Origin of the sequence: Klebsiella sp. P1CD1 (genome assembly GCF_003790505.1) — a bacterium.
In the GTDB taxonomy this organism is placed as follows: Bacteria; Pseudomonadota; Gammaproteobacteria; order Enterobacterales; family Enterobacteriaceae; genus Klebsiella; species Klebsiella variicola.
In genome coordinates, this window is record NZ_CP033631.1 from 2,714,521 (window position 1) to 2,730,613 (window position 16,093).

A 16,093-nucleotide genomic window follows, 5' to 3' on the forward strand; every position below is an offset into this window, starting at 1 on the left:
TTACGCACCTAAAACATTTACCGATAGCATTTGACAGATTTATCAATGAGATCAGCGTCGCAGAGTTTCCAGCAACAGAGTGAAAGCGCTGGTATGCTGGCGTCGACTGGGGTAGTAGAGATGGTAGCCGGGGAAGGTGGGGGTCCAGTCCGCCAGCACTTGCACCAGCCGGCCACTGGCTAAGGCCTCCGCCACGCAGTCATCCGGAACGTAGGCCAGACCGAGGCCCGCCTCCGCCGCATCGATGCGCTGCGGCAGGCTGTTGAGGATCACTTGCCCCTCCACCCGCACCTGGATATCCCGGCCGTCGCGGGCAAACTCCCAGGCGTAAAGTCCACCTCGTGTCGGCAGGCGCAGATTGATGCAGCGATGCTGCGCAAGATCCCAGGGCGTCTGCGGCGTACCGGCCTGCTGCAGATAGGCTGGCGAACCTACTACCGCCATCCGCATATCCGGGGCAATGCGCACGGCAATCATCTCTTTCGCCACCTGTTCGCCGAGTCGCACCCCGGCGTCAAACCGGCCATCCACGATATCCGTGAGGCCATTATCAACAGTGATTTCGATGTTAATATCCGGATATTGCAGCATAAATGGCTTTAGCGCCGGCCAGAGTACGGTGCTGGTGGCATGCTCCCCGGCGGTGATGCGCAGGTTGCCCGCCGGGCGTTCGCGCGTATCGCGCAGCGCGGTCAGCGCCCGCTCCATCTCCTCCAGATGCGGACCGAGGCGCTGAATGAGTCGCTCACCCGCCTCGGTCGGTACCACGCTGCGGGTGGTGCGGGTCAGCAGCCGCACATCGAGACGCGCTTCGAGATGGCGCATGGCATGGCTGAGCGCCGACTGTGACACGCCGAGCTGGGCCGCTGCGCGGGTAAAGCTGCGCTCACGCGCTACCACCATAAAGGAGAGCAGATCGTTTACGTTCTCTTTTAGCATAATCTTTCCGGATTGATGAATACCGCTCACAGGTACGCAGAGTGTAAGCCCGACGGAGGGGAGGCGCCAGTCTGATAGCCGGACGCAGTGGAGCAGAATGACCACCACGGTTAACAACGCAGGGTTTAATTCATCAAGACGGTGAATGTAATGTAAGATGTCCAAAAAACTGCAGCGCCAGGCGAACCCACACAATGACACCCTTACACTTTCATAAATATCACGGGCTGGGTAATGATTACCTGGTATGCCATCGCGACGTTGCCGAACAGTTGAGCAACGAGCATATTCAAATGCTGTGCCATCGCCACTATGGCGTGGGATCGGATGGTCTGCTGATCGACAGCGGCGATCAGATCAATCCCACACTGCGTATTATCAATCCGGACGGCTCCGAAGCGGAGAAAAGCGGTAACGGGCTACGGATCTATGCGCGTTATCTTTTTGATATCGGTCGCGTCGGCCATGAGCCCTTTCTGGTACATACGGCGGGCGGTGACGTTTATTGCACTGTGCATGGCGATGTTCATCAGATTAGCGTCGACATGGGGCGGGCGAATTTCAATCCGGCGGCGCTGCCCGCCTTAGTGAATTTGCCTGAGGCGGTGAATTATCCTTTGCCGCTGGCGGATGAAACCCTGTCCGTCGTGCTGGTCTCCATGGGCAATCCCCACTGCGTTGTCCTCGTCGATAAGCTCGACCTGGCGCAGGTTCATCGTTTAGGGCCGCAAATCGAAAACCATTCCTTGTTCCCCAAACGCACCAATGTCCAGTTCGTGGAAGTTATCGATCGCCATACGCTAAAGATTGGTATCTGGGAGCGGGGCGCGGGGTTCACGATGGCCTCCGGGAGCAGCAGTTGCGCGGCTGCCAGCGCGATGCGCCGGTTAGGGAAGGTGGACGATCGGGTGGATGTCAACATGCCTGGTGGTCAGCTGCACATCACCTTCGACGCGGATTTTCAGGTCCGTATGCGTGGCCCGGTGCATAAAATCGCCAGCCTGACGCTGGATAAAGACTGCTTTGTTGGCGGCAGCGCCATCTTCACTGGCGCTGCATAACAGGTGGCGCGGTCAGCCTGAAATTAACTCTTCTGAGGATCAGCCGACGGCCCGTTTGCCGAACAAACGATGGTGGCATGGTCCCACCAGGCATTGTGCTTAACATCGGTGGCAAGGACGCTAAACTGCGCCTGCTGTATCTCATTCAGTAAAGCCGGGAGGGGTTTAAGCGTACGCCAGGGCTGCCCCTCTTTCAGGAGATGATGCTTGACAGGATCGTAAGTGGCGAGGTCTTCAGCATAACGAGGAAGCCCGCACATCGAGCCGATCACCAGCCGGCCTGCGGGTTTCAGCAATCTTCTCGCCTCGGCGAAAAAACGGCGACGCTCATCTTCCAGCAGACAATGTAAACAGCTGCCATCAATGATTAAGGCAAACTGGGCATCCTCACATTGAGAAAGATGACAGACGTTGCCGACGAAAAATGTGGCGTCCAGACCCGCTTGCTGAAAACGGTCTTCTGCCCAGCGGATCGCCGTTTCGGACACATCAACACCCGATACGGCATAGCCTCTTTCCGCCAGATACTGGGCTGCCATGGCACCATTGCCACATCCCAGTTCAAGTACCGGCGCGCCGGGAGCGGGTAAATAGCCATGGGCATCCAGCCAATGAAATGTTTTTTCCTGTTGTATCTTTGCCCTGGCAAAACCATCACCCGCCCAGGCGCTGGCTCCGTTGGCTAACAGTTGTCTGTAGCGGGCTTCATAGGGGTTCATCCTGAAAACACCTTTTATCATTGATAAACATCACTACTATATACGCCATTTAACATTGAAATAAGTATTCGTTTGGCTACCAGGGAGAAACAGAGATGAACATCAACGTGGTCGGCACCAGCGGCTCAGGCAAATCCACTCTGGCCCGGCGCCTGGCGCACAGGCTGGGACTACCCTGGATCGAGCTCGATCGCCTGTACTGGCGGCCGAACTGGCAGGGCACGCCGGATGAGGCGTTTTTCGCCGCTATTGCCGCCGCTACGGCCTCGCCGGGCTGGGTGCTGGATGGCAATTACAATCGCAGCCGCAGCGTCAAATGGCGCGAGGTGGATCTGGTGATCTGGGTCGACTATAGCCTCTGGCGCACGCTGCGCCAGGCGGTGTGGCGGGCGACGAGCCGGGCGTGGCGGCATCAGGAGCTGTGGCCGGGCACGGGCAACCGCGAGAGCTTTCGCCGTTCGTTCTGCAGCCGGGAATCCATTATCCTCTGGACGCTGAAAACCTGGCGGCAGAATCGCCGACGCTATCTGGCCGATATGCAGGATCCGCAATATCGTCATATTCGCTTCGTCCGGGTGCGCAGTCCGCGGCAGGCTGAGGCGCTGCTCCGCGAGCTGGAAGCGCAGCGGCCAGGCGGGCATATCTAATTTTCAGCAGTACACATGTGAATTAATTGTTTCTCAATAGTTAGCTGAGATTTTAATAATGCAGGCACGTACTTTCATATGAGCCTGCGAAATGTCTTATCGAATCAGTATCCTGGATAAAAGTCCGCTTGCCGCCGGGGAAACCGCCGCGCAGGCGCTGGCGCGTACATTAACGCTGGCGCAACACGCCGAAGCCTGGGGTTATCACCGCTTCTGGGTCGCCGAACACCACAATACCGATCAGCTGGCGAGCCCCTCGCCGGAGCTGGTTATCGCCTGGCTGCTGGGCCACACCCGGCGCATTCGCCTCGGGTCCGGCGGCGTTATGCTCCAGCACTATAGCCCCTATAAAGTCGCGGAAAACTTTAACCTGCTGGCCGCCCTCGCGCCGGGTCGCATCGATCTCGGCGTCGGCAAAGCGCCTGGCGGACTGCCGCTTTCCACCCGCGCCCTGCAGCAGGGCCTGCATCAGGAGGAGAAAGGGACCTTTGCCGACCAGCTGGCGCAGCTGGATAACTGGCTGTCGCTGACTGAGCCCGGTGGAGAGGAGAGCCTGCGCGCCACGCCGATCCCGCCGCGTCGGGCCGACGGTTTCCTGCTCGGCGCCAGCCTGGAGAGTGCTGAACTGGCCGCCCGTCTTGACTGGAACTTCGTGTTTGCGGCCCATCTCAATGGCGACAGCGCGCTGCGCCGCACGGTGATCAACCGCTGGCGCGAGCTCAGCCCGCGTGAGGCGATTGTCGCCGTGCAGGTGGTGGTGGCCGACGATCCGGCCACCGCCGCCGCGCTGGCGCAGCAGGTCGAGGTGTGGGGCGTCGAGCTGGAGAACGGCCAGCGGGTGACCGTCGGCAGTGAGGCTCAGGCCGTCGCCTTTGCCCGCCAGGCTGGCAGCCGGCCGACACGCATCCACCGCCGCGAATCTTCACTGATCTCCGGTACTCCCGAACAGGTTAAAGCCCGGCTTGACGCGCTGCAGGCGGAAGATCAGCTGGATGAATTAATCATTGATACCCCCATTAGCGACGGGCCAGCGCGCCTGCACTCCCTGCGCCTGCTGGCGCAGGCTCACTACGGCAAGGAGGTGCTGAATGTCCTTTGAACAACAACTGATTAGCTGGCGGCGCGAGCTGCACCAGAACCCGGAGCTCTCCCTGCAGGAGGTAGCCACCACCGCGCGGATCCGCGACTGGCTGCAGAGCGGCGGGCTGACTCTGCTGCCCTTCGATCTGAAAACCGGGCTGGTCGCCGAAGTCGGCAGCGGCGACAAGGTGATTGCCCTGCGGGCGGACATCGACGCGTTGCCCATCGAGGAGGCGACCGGTCTGCCTTACCGCTCGCAAAATGAAGGGGTGATGCATGCCTGCGGCCATGATATTCACACCAGCGTGATGCTGGGGGCGGCGCTGCTGCTGAAGGAGCGGGAAGCGGAACTCCCGGGGCGGGTGCGGATCCTGTTTCAGCCGGCGGAGGAAAATTTTGGCGGCGCGAAAACCCTGATCCGCGCCGGGGCGCTGGAGGACGTGTCGGCGATCTTTGGCATGCACAATGAGCCCGGCCTGCCGGTGGGCGAATTTGCCACCCGCGGCGGCGCGTTCTACGCCAACGTCGACCGCTTCGTCTTCAAAGTGACCGGGAAGGGGGCGCATGCCGCCCGTCCACATGAAGGAAAGGATGCGATCCTGCTGGCCAGCCAGCTGGTGACGGTGCTGCAGAGCGTGGCCAGCCGGGAAGTGAACACCCTCGACTCGGTGGTGCTCAGCGTGACGCGGATCCAGGGAGGCAATACCTGGAACGTGCTGCCGGAGAGCGTCGAGCTGGAAGGAACACTGCGCACTCACAGCAGTGAAGTGCAGCAGCGGGTCAAGGCCCGGGTCAGCGAGATCGCGGCCGGTTTCGCCAGCGCCTTTGGCGCACAGATTGACGTCTTCTGGTATGCCGGCCCGACGGCGCTGGTCAATGACGCCCACTGGGCCGACTTCGCCAGCGACGTGGCGGCCCAGGCCGGGTACCGCACCCATCACGCCGATCTGCATCTCGGTGGCGAAGATTTTGCGGTCTATCTTCAGCATATTCCCGGGGCGTTCGTCAGCATCGGCAGCGCCAGCGAATATGGTCTGCACCATCCGGCATTTAATCCGGACGAACGGCTTATTGCGCCCGCAGCACACTATTTCGCTCAGCTGGCGGAACAGGCATTACAACATATTTAATGGATGACAGGGGAAGGGGTAACTATGTCTGAAAATCGACAATTGCGTCTGGGAACGATATTACATGGCGCATCGGGAAATATGTCCGCCTGGCGTCATCCGGCGGCGCAGGCGGACGCCAGTATTAATTTTAACTTTGTCACGCAGACGGCGATAAAAGCGGAAGAGGGGAAGCTGGATTTTATTTTTGTCGCCGACGGGTTATATATCAATGAAAAATCGATTCCCCATTTTTTAAATCGCTTCGAACCTTTAACGGTACTTTCCGCGCTGGCCGCGGTCACCCGGCGTCTGGGACTGGTGGGGACCTTATCCACTTCGTACAGCGAGCCGTTTACTACCGCCCGCCAGTTCGCCAGCCTTGACCATTTAAGCCAGGGACGGGCGGGGTGGAATGTCGTCACTTCGCCGCTGGAAGGGTCGGCGAAAAACTTCTCCCGGGCCCAGCATCCGGATCATGCGCTGCGCTATCGCATTGCCGATGAATATCTGCAGGTTGTGAAAGGCTTATGGGATTCATGGGAAGAGGACGCCTTTGTGCGCAATAAGGAGACTGGCCAGTTCTTTGATAAAAATAAACTGCATACGCTCGATCACCATGGCGATTTCTTTAAAGTGGCCGGGCCGCTAAATATTGCCCGCACGCCACAGGGACGGCCGATTATTTTCCAGGCCGGCGCGTCGGACGACGGCAAGAAATTAGCCGCACGCCACGCCGATGCCATTTTTACCCATCAGGAATCGCTGGCCGAGGCGCAGGCATTTTATCAGGATGTTAAAAGCCAACTCAGCGCATATCAGCGCACCCCGGACCAACTGCATATCTTCCAGGGCGTCAGCGTCATCGTCGGGGATGACGCCGAGGATGCGGAACGTCAGTACCAGACTACCGCGGCGCTGGTTTCCATCGAGGATGCGCTGAATTATCTGGGGCGGTATTTCGAACATCATGATTTTTCGCAGTATCCGCTTGATGAACCGTTCCCGGATATTGGCGACCTCGGACAAAACAGCTTCCGCAGCACCACCGACGAGATTAAACGTCACGCCCGCGAGCGGGGATTAACCCTGCGCCAGGTGGCCCTGGAGGCAGCGAGTCCGCGTCCGCGTTTTACCGGCACCGCCAGCGATGTCGCCGATGGCCTGCAATTGTGGTTCGAACAGCACGCGGCGGACGGTTTCATTATTCAGGGCGGCACGCCGGAAACCTTCCCGCGCTTTGTGGATGAGGTGGTTCCGCTGTTACAGGCGCGCGGCCTGTTCCGTCGCGACTATCCGGGCACCACCCTGCGGGAAAGTCTGGGTCTGGCGCTACCTGCTAACCAATTCCAAAAATAATAAAAGAGAATCACGCTATGCAGAAAACAACACTCTTGCTGGCCGTCGCGTTGGCATTTAGCGCCTCGTCGTGGGCCCAGGACGTCAAGATCAATGGCACCGGGGTGAGCCTGGAGGCCAACAAAACGCCGATTCACACAGCGAAAAATCCACAGGCCATTGCGCTGTTGCCGAAAGATCTGCATCTGGCGGTGCCGGGGAAATTCACCGTCGCGGTGGCAGCCCTGAACTCACCACCGCTGACGGTCTTCGCCGATGACAACAAAACCCTGCTCGGTAGCGAGACGGATATCGCCCGGCTGGTGGCGGAGAGCCTCGGGCTGGAAGTAAACGTGGTTCCCACTTCATGGGAAGACTGGCCGCTGGGGGTCACCTCCGGCAAATATGATGCCGCGATCAGCAATATTACCGTCACCAAAGAGCGCAAAGAGAAGTTCGATTTCGCCACCTACCGTAAAGATTCGCTGGGCTTCTACGTCAAAAGCACCAGTCCGCTGAACAAAATTGACAAGGCGGAGGACATCGCCGGGCTGAAGATTATCGTCGGCTCCGGTACTAACCAGGAGGCGATCCTGCTGGCGTGGAACGCGGAGAACGTCAAGAAGGGGCTGAAGCCGTTTACCCCGGTCTACACCAAGGATGACGCCGCCCAGACGCTGGCCCTGCAGACCGGGCGCGCCGACGCCTTTTTCGGCCCCAACGTGATTGGCGCATGGAAGGCGGCGCTGACCGGCAAAACCAAACTGGTGGGCAGCGTCGATGGCGGCTGGCCGAAAGCGGCGCATATCGCGGTGACGCTGAAAAAAGACAGCGGGCTGGTGAATGCCGTCCAGGCGGCGCTGAACGGCGCTATCGCCAGCGGCGATTACGCCAAAGTGCTTAACCGCTGGGGCGAAGGGGTGGAGAGTATTCCGCAATCAGAAATCAACCCACCCGGACTGGGCGACTGACAGGAGGCGCGATGAGCGAAGCATTCCGCGATATTTCTCCGGACGCACCGGAGCTGCAGCCGATTATTAGCGGGCTGTTTGCCGAATATGCCGCCCGCTACGGCGACTATTTTTCCCGCGATGCGGAAGTGGAGTTGACTGAGTGGTATTTGCCGCCGCAGGGGCTGTTTATCGTCCTTGAGCGTGAGGGAGAAATTATCGCCACCGGCGCTTATAAACCGAAAGATCGCCACACCGCGGAGATCAAACGTATCTGGACGCACCGCCGTCTGCGCCAGCAGGGGCTGGCGGCGAAGGTGGTCCAGGAGCTGGAACGGCGGGCGGTGCTGGCCGGGTACAGCCATATCTACCTGACCACCGGCTTCCGTCAGCCGGAGGCGGTAAAGCTCTATCTCAGCCAGGGGTATGAGGCGCAGTTTGACCTCACGCGAGACCCGGAAGAGTACAGTCAGCCGCCGTACGATGGCCGGCTGCGGTTCACTAAAGCGCTGGCGGTGAGCGCCTTCAGTCACAGCGCTTGAGGAGGCATGATGCATTCATCTGAAACAATAAAAGTGGTGCCGGCGCGCTATCCGCTGCGGGTGGTCGGGGCCCTGGTCGCCCTGCTGGTGCTGGCGGTGGTGATCCAGTCGGTGGCCTTTAACCCGCGCTGGGAGTGGGGCGTCTTCGCCCGCTGGTTCTTCGACCCGGTGATCCTCGAGGGGCTGGGACAAACCCTGCTCCTGACCCTGCTCGGCACGGTGCTGAGCGTGATCTTCGGCGGCCTGCTGGCGCTGGCCCGCTTATCCTCATCGTGGCTGCTCAGCAGCCTCGCCTGGGGTTATATCTGGCTGTTTCGCTCGCTGCCGCTGATTGTGGTGCTGATTATTCTGTACAACTTTTCCTATCTCTACGACACCCTGTCGCTGGGGATCCCGTTTACCGGCGTCACCTGGGCCAGCTATCAGACCATTAACGTGCTGGGGCAATTCTCCACGGCGGTGGTGGGCCTGACGCTGGTGCAGAGCGCCTATACCGCGGAGATTATTCGCGGCGGCTTTTTAGGGGTCGACCATGGGCAGTATGAAGCCGCCGCCGCGCTGGGGCTTCCCGCCTGGCGACGCACGCTGCGCATTATTCTGCCGCAGGCGCTGCGCACCATCCTGCCTTCCGGCTTCAACGAGATCATCAGTCTGGCCAAGGGAACGGCGATGGTGTACGTCCTGGCGATGCCGGAACTGTTCTACACCATCCAGATGATCTACAACCGTACCCAGGAGGTGATCCCGCTGTTGATGGTTGGCGCCGCCTGGTATCTGGCAATCACCAGCGTCCTCTCCGCCATTCAGTATCTGGTGGAACGCGCCCTGGCGCGCAGCGAGCGCCGCTCGGCGGTAAACAGCGCCCGCAGCAGCCGTCTGAATCAACCCGCACGTCAACCACAGCCGCAGGAGGCCGTTCATGCCCAGCTCTCATAATGGCCATATCTCTATCACCGGGGTCAGCAAATACTATGGCCGCCACAAGGCGCTGGACGATGTGTCGCTGGAGATCCCCCCGGGCACGGTAACGGTGATCCTCGGCCCTTCCGGCTCGGGCAAGTCGACGCTGCTGCGCACCATCAATCACCTCGAACGTGTCGATGAGGGATTTATTCAGATTGACGGCGACTATATTGGTTATCGCCGCAAAGGCGACAAGCTGTATGAGATGAAAGAAAAGGAAATTCTTCGCCAGCGGATCAACGTCGGCTACGTGTTCCAGAACTTTAACCTGTTTCCGCACCTGACGGTGCTGGAGAACCTGATTGAGGCGCCGATCGCCCACAAGCAGGTCACGCGCAAAGAGGCCATTGCCCGCGCCTATGAGCTGCTGGACGTCGTAGGACTGCGCAATAAAGCCGACGCCTGGTCGCGGCATCTCTCAGGCGGGCAGCAGCAGCGTATCGCCATTGCCCGGGCGCTGGCGCTGGACCCGCGGGTGATCCTGTTTGATGAGCCCACCTCGGCGCTGGATCCCGAGCTGGTGGGCGAGGTACTGGATGTCATCAAGAAGCTGGCGCGCTCCGGTACCACCCTGGTGGTGGTGACCCACGAGGTAGGCTTTGCCCGCGAGGTGGCCGACCAGGTGGTGTTTATGGTCGACGGCAGGATCGTCGAGCAGGGCAGCAGCGACGAGGTGCTCAACCATCCGCAGCATCCGCGTACCCGACAGTTTTTATCCAGGGTGCTGCCGTCATGAACAGAGCGCTAATGACCCTTGTTCTCAGCGCTTTTGCCATGAGCGCTCACGCGGCGCTGGATCTGCGTGCCAATGAGCAGCCATTGCCGGTCACCCGCGACCCGCAGGCGATAGCGAAAATTCCGCCGGGCTATCGCTTCGTCGAGCCGGGGACGCTGACGGTGGCGATCTCGGCGCTCAATTCGCCGCCGCTGGCGCTGCTGGCCAGCGACAACCGCACGCGGATCGGCAGCGACCCGGATATGGCCCGCCTGCTGGCCGGAAGCCTTGGCCTGAAGCTCAGGCTGGTGCCCACCGCGTGGGAGGACTGGCCGCTGGGCATCGCCTCCGGCCGCTACGACGTGGCGCTGATCAATATCGCGGTGACCGAGAAGCGCAAAGAGAAGTTCGATTTTGCGACTTACCGGGTGGATTCCCTGGCCTTCTCGGTGAAATCCACCAGCGACATCGCCGCGGTAAACGGACCCGCTGACCTCGCCGGGCGCAAAGTGATCGTCGGTTCCGGCACCAACCAGGAGCGGATCCTGCTGGGCTGGAACGACGACAACCGTGCCGCCGGGCGGCCGCTGGCCCAGCCGGTCTACCTGACCGATGATGCCTCCGGCAACCTCTATATCCAGTCCGGGCGAGCGGATATCTTTTTCGGCCCGCAGTCGGTGGCAGCCTATAAGGCCGCCCTTAACGGCCAGACCCGGGTGGTGGGCCTGGGGCCGAAAAAAGCGTGGGTGGCGACAACCACCAAAAAAGGCAACGGCCTGGTCTTTGCCCTGCAGGCAGCCCTCGACGGGGCGATTGCCCGCGGTGAATATCAGCAGGTGCTGGCGCGCTGGGGAGAGCAGGGCGAGGCGGTGGCGCAGTCGGTGGTCAACCCGCCGGGGATAACCTACTAAAAAACCGCTGTTTCGCCGGAGTACGACGCGAAACAGCGGAGGCGAATGCTCGCCAGGGTCTTCAATCAAACGGTGCGCGGAGTGAGCGTCAAGCGATCCAGCGGCCCAACGATAAACAGATAGGAGAACAGGCCCAGCACGCCCATGGAACCGACGTAGAGGATGGCGTAATCAAACGAGTGGGTGTTGGCGAGGATCACCCCGATGACCAGCGGGGTAATGATGCTCGCCAGGTTGCCGCACATATTGAACACGCCACCGGCAATACCGAGCATCTCTTTCGGCGAGGTGTCGCTCAGCACGCACCAGCCGAGGTTCCCGAAACCTTTGGCAAAGAACGCCAGACTCATGGCGGCGATCACCACCACTTCCGAAGAGGTGTAGTTGGCGACGACAATGACGCAGGAGAGCAGCATGCCGCAGATCACCGGGAGCTTACGGGCGGTGGTCAGACTGTAACCGCGTTTCAGCAGCCAGTCCGAAAATACGCCGCCCAGCAGGCCGCCGATAAATCCAGCTATGGCCGGGATACTGGCGACAAACCCGACCTTGAGGATTGACATGCCTTTGGCCTGGTAGAGGTAAGTCGGAAACCAGGTGAGGAAGAACCAGGTAATCGATGTGACGCAGAACTGGCCGATATAAACCCCGATCATCATGCGATTGACGCAGACGCTTTTAATCTGCGCGAGAGTTAATTTTTGCGGCGTTTTTTGGCTACCTAATTCCGGTACGCCGCCGCCTTCACGAATATAATCGAGCTCCTGCGGGTTAATTTTAGGATGATGTGAAGGATCCTTCACTTTTACCAGCCAGAATATTCCCAGCACCACCCCGATAGCGCCAATATAATAAAAAACATAGTGCCAGCTTAAATTATGCAGAATGATGGTCATCAGCGGCGTAATAATGCCCAGCGAAATATACTGCGCGGCCTGATAGACCGAGGTGACAAATCCACGCTCTTTATTGGGGAACCACTGGACGCTCAGGCGACTGTTGGCCGGAAAAGCGGGTGCTTCAATGGCCCCCATCATCAGACGCAGGAGCACCAGCACCACCAGCGGACTGGCAAACAGATAAACAGTGCCCTGAAACATAGTGACGACCGACCAGCCAATCAGCGCGCAGCCGTAGACCAACCGCGAACCATATTTATCCAGCAGCCAGCCGCCGGGGATTTGCATAATGACGTAGGAAATACCAAACACCGAAAAGGCCAGGCCCATTGCTTCAGGGTCAAAACCTAACTCTTTACTCATCATCGGCGCGACAACGGACAGGGTGGCCCGGTCAGCATAATTAAATACGGTCGCGAGAAATAAAAAAACCAATATACCGTAACGCACGTTGCTGCGTTTTATTTGCTGTTGCATGTTATTCAACTCCTTTGCAGGGTTGTGAAGACACGTCATCTTTCATGCCGCTTTGATGCTTGCTGACGGATTTCGTGTATTGCGAGTACAGCGGGTCAGAGGTTTATCCCCGGTGGCGCTGCGCTTACCGGGGCTACGGGTTCTCAGTGGTCTGCGGACCGGTAGCCCGGATAAGGCGTGGACGCCGTCATCCGGGAAAAGTCATTACGGGCGAGTTCCAAACTCGCAGCTTTGCTGGGTCCAGCGGCGGGCCTGCTCGCTGAGGGTGAAGCCCAGACCATGGCGTTCGGAAACCCACATCCGGCCATCGCGCAGTTCTAGCTGCTCGTTAAACAGCGGGTTCAGCCACTCGAAGTGCTCCAGCCATGGCTCCAGCGGGTAGGCGGCGGCGAGATGCAGGTGCACCTCCATGGCAAAGTGCGGAGCCAGCTTGCGACCGTGCTTCGCGGCCAGATCCATTATTTTCAGGAACGGGGAGATCCCACCGACGCGCGGGGCATCCGGTTGCACGAAGTCGCTGGCGTTGCCGAGGATCAACTGCTCATGTTCGCGGAAGCTGGTCAGCATCTCGCCGGTGGCAATCGGCGTATCCAGCGCGGCGGCCAGCTGCGCGTGGCCTTCGACGTCATAGGCATCCAGCGGCTCCTCAATCCAGATCAGATTGAACGGCTCCATTTTGCGCCCCATGCGAATGGCGGTTTCGCGATCCCACTGCTGGTTGGCATCGACCATCAGCGGGAAGTCATCACCCAGCACTTCGCGCACCGCCGTCAGACGACGGATATCCTCGGCAGTATTAGGCTGACCGACTTTTAGTTTAATCCCGCCGATGCCGTTTTCACGGGAGATAGCCACGTTTTTCAACACCTGATCCAGGGGGGTATGCAGGAAGCCGCCGGAAGTGTTGTAGCACTGCACGGAATCACGATGTGAACCCAGCAGTTTGGCCAGCGGTAGACCGGCGCGTTTGGCTTTCATATCCCACAGGGCAATATCGATAGGGGAGATAGCTTGTACCGCCATTCCGCTCCGGCCGACGGAAGCCCCGGCCCACAGCAGTTTTGTGTAGATTTTGTCAATGTCGTTCGGATCTTCGCCAAGCAGATTATCGGCTATCTCTTTGGCGTGAGCGTAAATGCCCTGGCCGCCCGCACGTTTCGAGTAGCTAAAGCCGACGCCGGTGAATCCATCCCGGGAGTGAATTTCCGCGATGATAATCGCCACTTCGGTCAGGGGTTTTTGGCGACCGGTCAGCACTTTGGCATCGCTGACGGGGGTGGCCAGCGGCAGAAAAGCCAGCGACAGTTTAACGTGGTCAATGCGGTCACCGGTTTCAGCGGCGGTTTTGACGCCGAAAGCTTTGGCGTAGGTTACGGATTCGGAATTGGCGCTTGAGGTCATACTGGTGTCCTTTTTGATAATAAAATGATTGCGCTATCATTTGTAATGGTGAAATGATTTTGACGCTACGGTAGTGGTTTTAATTTGTACAAACGATCACAATTGGCCGTTATAAAGGCGAAAAATTTGCTGTGCAGGTCACAATCCAAAACAGTTTGTGAAAAGTGACAAGTCATAATGATAGCGATAACATTTTGTATTGCAGGTCGTTGATTCTGTTAGGGGAGACGCGGCGGGCGCTGGCAATTGCGTGGGGCATCATCAATAATGCCCACAGAAAACGACTTAACACAGGGGCTTAGCCGTGAAAAGCAAAAAACCGACGCGGGCGCCGACGCTGGAGGATGTGGCTCGCAGCGCCGGGTTGTCGCCGATGACGGTCAGTCGGGCGCTGAATACGCCCCAGCTGGTCAGGCCAAAAACGGTAGAGAAAGTGATGCAGGCTGTGCAGGCGACGGGCTATATCCCCAATGCGCTGGCCGGCGGCCTCGCCTCCAGGCGCAGCAAGCTGGTGGCGGTCGTGGTACCGCAAATCAATAACAATATGTTTGTCGATACCATCCAGGCGCTGAGCGATACCCTGGCGGCGCGCGGCTACCATATGCTGCTGTGCGTGGCGGGCTATGACCGGCAGACCGAGGCCGAGCTGGTCTCTACCTTGCTTTCGCGGCGCCCTGATGGCGTGGTGTTAACCGGCATCCAGCATGCGCCGCTGTTAAAGAAAACGATTCTTAACGCCGCCACGCCGGTGGTGGAAATCTGGGATCTCACCCCGACGCCGCTGGATATGCTGGTCGGTTTTTCCCATGAAAAAGTTGGCGAAACCATTGGCGAGTATGTACTGGAGAAAGGCTACCAGCGACCAGGCCTGCTGTGGGCGGGCGATGCGCGCGCGATGTTGCGTAAGCAGGGGCTCTGTGCCCGACTGGCTAAAAAAGGGCTGGACGATGCGCCTCAGGTTGAAGTGCCGCTCCCGGCGTCGCTGGCGCTGGGGCGGCGCGGTCTGGCGGAGCTGCTCGCCGCCAGCGAGTTTGATGTGATCATCTGCAGCTCAGACACCCTCGCCCAGGGGGCGATTATGGAAGCCGAAAGCCGGGGGCTACGCGTACCGCAGGATCTGGCGGTGATCGGTTTTGGCGATCTGGATTTCGCCGCCAGCAATCGTCCGGCTATCACTACCGTCAGCGTCGACCGTCATGCCATCGGTGAACGGGCCGCTACGCTGCTGGCTGACCGCATCGAAGGAGGAGAAGACAGCGGGGTGATTATAGATATCGGCTTTCAGCTGGTGGCACGAGAATCGGCGTAGGCCTGCCTTTTCAGGGCATGGTGTGCCGGGTGGGTGAGCGGCGAATTTCTGCCTACACTTAGGCTTTACCCTGGAGGCAGACCATGATTACCGTTTATGGCGTGCCGGGATGGGGCTCGACGATTAGCGAGCTGATGCTCTCCCTGGCCGATATTCCCTACGAGGTGGTTGACGTGGAGGGCTTTGACCAGCCCGGTCCGGCGCGCGAGCGTCTGCGGCAGATTAATCCGCTGTGCCAGGTGCCCACCCTGAGGCTGGCCGATGGGAGCATCATGACCGAAACCGCCGCCATCGCGCTGATGATCCTCGATCAGCGTCCCGATCTGGCCCCCGCGCCGGGGACGCCGCAGCGTCAACAGTTCCAGCGTCTGCTGGTCTGGCTGGTGGCCAACATCTATCCCACCTTTACCTATGCCGATTACCCGGAACGCTGGGCGCCCGCCGCCGCAGAGCAACTGGTGGAGAATTGTCGCCAGTACCGGAAAAATCTCTATCTCTGGTTCGAACAGCAGCTGGCTGCCGGGCCGTGGGCGCTGGGCGCGTCGGTAACGTTGCTGGATTGCTATATCGCGGCGATGTACAGCTGGGGGCCGCGACAGGCGTGGTTTGACGACCACGCGCCAAAATTCGCCGCCATCGCCCGGGCGGTCTGTCAGCGACCGGAACTGGCCGCGGCGCTACGCCGTAACAAGCTGATTTAACGCACGCGATGGCAACCAGAACGGCCATTCTGTGGTAGCGTTATGGCTCTGACCACAAGGAGTCTTTGCTATGCCGCATGTAGATATTAAATGTTTTCCCCGTGAACTGACTGACGAACAAAAAACCGCGCTGGCCGCCGACATCACAGAGGTGCTGATCCGCCATCTGAACAGCAAAGAGAGCGCCGTCAGCGTCGCGCTGACTCAGGTTGAGCCGGACGCGTGGCAGGCGGTGTGGGACAGTGAGATCGCCCCGCAGATGGCGCAGTTGATTAAGAAGCCGGGTTATAGCATGTAGTTGCCACTGGCGGGCATGATGTCCGCCAGTGACG

15 protein-coding genes and 1 pseudogene are annotated in these 16,093 nt (G+C 59.5%); 12 read left to right on the forward strand and 4 right to left on the reverse strand.

Going from position 1 to position 16,093, the window contains the following annotated elements; all coding sequences use genetic code 11:
* Positions 1–51 precede the first annotated feature (51 nt).
* Complete coding sequence (locus DTA24_RS13580) at positions 52–939, reverse strand: LysR family transcriptional regulator (RefSeq protein ID WP_008804700.1); 888 nt, start codon at positions 937–939, stop codon at positions 52–54.
* Between the two features lie 194 nt (positions 940–1,133).
* On the opposite strand from DTA24_RS13580, the gene dapF reads away from it, so the two are divergent.
* The gene (dapF, locus tag DTA24_RS13585; protein WP_008804701.1) at positions 1,134–2,000 is read left to right on the forward strand and encodes a diaminopimelate epimerase; all 867 of its coding nucleotides are present in this window, start codon (positions 1,134–1,136) and stop codon (positions 1,998–2,000) included.
* A 23-nt stretch (positions 2,001–2,023) separates the two neighbouring features.
* Here dapF and DTA24_RS13590 read toward each other — a convergent pair whose 3' ends face one another.
* Positions 2,024–2,719 carry a class I SAM-dependent methyltransferase gene (locus DTA24_RS13590; RefSeq protein ID WP_032730502.1) on the reverse strand — a complete coding sequence of 232 codons (696 nt, stop codon included), beginning with the start codon at positions 2,717–2,719 and terminating at the stop codon, positions 2,024–2,026.
* Between the two features lie 95 nt (positions 2,720–2,814).
* On the opposite strand from DTA24_RS13590, the gene DTA24_RS13595 reads away from it, so the two are divergent.
* From DTA24_RS13595 to DTA24_RS13635, 8 genes and pseudogenes are all read left to right on the forward strand, one after another.
* The gene (locus DTA24_RS13595; protein ID WP_022065415.1) at positions 2,815–3,366 is read left to right on the forward strand and encodes a shikimate kinase; all 552 of its coding nucleotides are present in this window, start codon (positions 2,815–2,817) and stop codon (positions 3,364–3,366) included.
* A gap of 91 nt (positions 3,367–3,457) precedes the next feature.
* The gene (locus DTA24_RS13600; protein ID WP_012541571.1) at positions 3,458–4,465 is read left to right on the forward strand and encodes an MsnO8 family LLM class oxidoreductase; all 1,008 of its coding nucleotides are present in this window, start codon (positions 3,458–3,460) and stop codon (positions 4,463–4,465) included.
* Positions 4,455–5,576: a M20 peptidase aminoacylase family protein gene (locus DTA24_RS13605; protein WP_123836879.1), complete on the forward strand. Its 1,122-nt coding sequence runs from the start codon at positions 4,455–4,457 to the stop codon at positions 5,574–5,576. The genes DTA24_RS13600 and DTA24_RS13605 overlap by 11 nt, the downstream gene beginning before the upstream one ends.
* A 24-nt stretch (positions 5,577–5,600) precedes the next feature.
* Positions 5,601–7,864 (forward strand): annotated as a pseudogene (locus DTA24_RS28860) (NtaA/DmoA family FMN-dependent monooxygenase).
* An 11-nt stretch (positions 7,865–7,875) separates the two neighbouring features.
* Positions 7,876–8,385 (forward strand): GNAT family N-acetyltransferase, encoded by a 510-nt coding sequence (locus tag DTA24_RS13620; protein WP_008804708.1) that lies wholly within the window; start codon positions 7,876–7,878, stop codon positions 8,383–8,385.
* Between the two features lie 9 nt (positions 8,386–8,394).
* On the forward strand, positions 8,395–9,321 hold the full coding sequence (locus DTA24_RS13625) for an amino acid ABC transporter permease (protein ID WP_008804709.1): 927 nt from the start codon (positions 8,395–8,397) through the stop codon (positions 9,319–9,321).
* On the forward strand, positions 9,305–10,084 hold the full coding sequence (locus DTA24_RS13630; protein ID WP_008804710.1) for an amino acid ABC transporter ATP-binding protein: 780 nt from the start codon (positions 9,305–9,307) through the stop codon (positions 10,082–10,084). The genes DTA24_RS13625 and DTA24_RS13630 overlap by 17 nt, the downstream gene beginning before the upstream one ends.
* A 38-nt stretch (positions 10,085–10,122) precedes the next feature.
* Positions 10,123–10,974: a transporter substrate-binding domain-containing protein gene (locus DTA24_RS13635; RefSeq protein WP_164481366.1), complete on the forward strand. Its 852-nt coding sequence runs from the start codon at positions 10,123–10,125 to the stop codon at positions 10,972–10,974.
* A gap of 65 nt (positions 10,975–11,039) precedes the next feature.
* Here DTA24_RS13635 and DTA24_RS13640 read toward each other — a convergent pair whose 3' ends face one another.
* Together DTA24_RS13640 and DTA24_RS13645 are read right to left on the reverse strand one after the other, a co-directional pair.
* A complete protein-coding gene (locus DTA24_RS13640) occupies positions 11,040–12,350 on the reverse strand; it encodes an MFS transporter (protein WP_012968087.1) in 1,311 nt (436 codons plus the stop codon).
* 204 nt (positions 12,351–12,554) lie between these two features.
* Entirely contained in the window at positions 12,555–13,751 is a 1,197-nt protein-coding gene (locus DTA24_RS13645) for an L-talarate/galactarate dehydratase (RefSeq protein WP_012541576.1), read from the reverse strand.
* A 304-nt stretch (positions 13,752–14,055) separates the two neighbouring features.
* Between DTA24_RS13645 and DTA24_RS13650 the strand changes: the two genes are divergently transcribed.
* The 3 genes from DTA24_RS13650 (at position 14,056) to pptA (ending at position 16,059) form a co-directional block, all read left to right on the forward strand.
* Positions 14,056–15,060 (forward strand): LacI family DNA-binding transcriptional regulator, encoded by a 1,005-nt coding sequence (locus tag DTA24_RS13650; protein WP_016161162.1) that lies wholly within the window; start codon positions 14,056–14,058, stop codon positions 15,058–15,060.
* 83 nt (positions 15,061–15,143) lie between these two features.
* Positions 15,144–15,761: a glutathione S-transferase family protein gene (locus tag DTA24_RS13655; RefSeq protein WP_064169266.1), complete on the forward strand. Its 618-nt coding sequence runs from the start codon at positions 15,144–15,146 to the stop codon at positions 15,759–15,761.
* Positions 15,762–15,831: 70 nt separating this feature from the next.
* Positions 15,832–16,059 carry a tautomerase PptA gene (gene pptA / locus DTA24_RS13660; protein ID WP_002906690.1) on the forward strand — a complete coding sequence of 76 codons (228 nt, stop codon included), beginning with the start codon at positions 15,832–15,834 and terminating at the stop codon, positions 16,057–16,059.
* The last annotated feature ends 34 nt before the right edge of the window (positions 16,060–16,093 follow it).

What these genes read in the sequence shown, in the direction of transcription:
- DTA24_RS13630 (WP_008804710.1), top strand. Translation starts at nt 9,305, where the DNA reads ATGCCCAGCTCTCATAATGGCCATATCTCTATCACCGGGGTCAGCAAA.
- DTA24_RS13655 (WP_064169266.1), top strand. Translation starts at nt 15,144, where the DNA reads ATGATTACCGTTTATGGCGTGCCGGGATGGGGCTCGACGATTAGCGAG.
- DTA24_RS13605 (WP_123836879.1), top strand. Translation starts at nt 4,455, where the DNA reads ATGTCCTTTGAACAACAACTGATTAGCTGGCGGCGCGAGCTGCACCAG.
- DTA24_RS13640 (WP_012968087.1), bottom strand. Translation starts at nt 12,350, where the DNA reads ATGCAACAGCAAATAAAACGCAGCAACGTGCGTTACGGTATATTGGTT.
- DTA24_RS13620 (WP_008804708.1), top strand. Translation starts at nt 7,876, where the DNA reads ATGAGCGAAGCATTCCGCGATATTTCTCCGGACGCACCGGAGCTGCAG.
- DTA24_RS13645 (WP_012541576.1), bottom strand. Translation starts at nt 13,751, where the DNA reads ATGACCTCAAGCGCCAATTCCGAATCCGTAACCTACGCCAAAGCTTTC.
- DTA24_RS13590 (WP_032730502.1), bottom strand. Translation starts at nt 2,719, where the DNA reads ATGAACCCCTATGAAGCCCGCTACAGACAACTGTTAGCCAACGGAGCC.
- pptA (WP_002906690.1), top strand. Translation starts at nt 15,832, where the DNA reads ATGCCGCATGTAGATATTAAATGTTTTCCCCGTGAACTGACTGACGAA.
- DTA24_RS13635 (WP_164481366.1), top strand. Translation starts at nt 10,123, where the DNA reads ATGAGCGCTCACGCGGCGCTGGATCTGCGTGCCAATGAGCAGCCATTG.
- DTA24_RS13595 (WP_022065415.1), top strand. Translation starts at nt 2,815, where the DNA reads ATGAACATCAACGTGGTCGGCACCAGCGGCTCAGGCAAATCCACTCTG.
- DTA24_RS13600 (WP_012541571.1), top strand. Translation starts at nt 3,458, where the DNA reads ATGTCTTATCGAATCAGTATCCTGGATAAAAGTCCGCTTGCCGCCGGG.
- DTA24_RS13580 (WP_008804700.1), bottom strand. Translation starts at nt 939, where the DNA reads ATGCTAAAAGAGAACGTAAACGATCTGCTCTCCTTTATGGTGGTAGCG.
- DTA24_RS13625 (WP_008804709.1), top strand. Translation starts at nt 8,395, where the DNA reads ATGCATTCATCTGAAACAATAAAAGTGGTGCCGGCGCGCTATCCGCTG.
- dapF (WP_008804701.1), top strand. Translation starts at nt 1,134, where the DNA reads ATGACACCCTTACACTTTCATAAATATCACGGGCTGGGTAATGATTAC.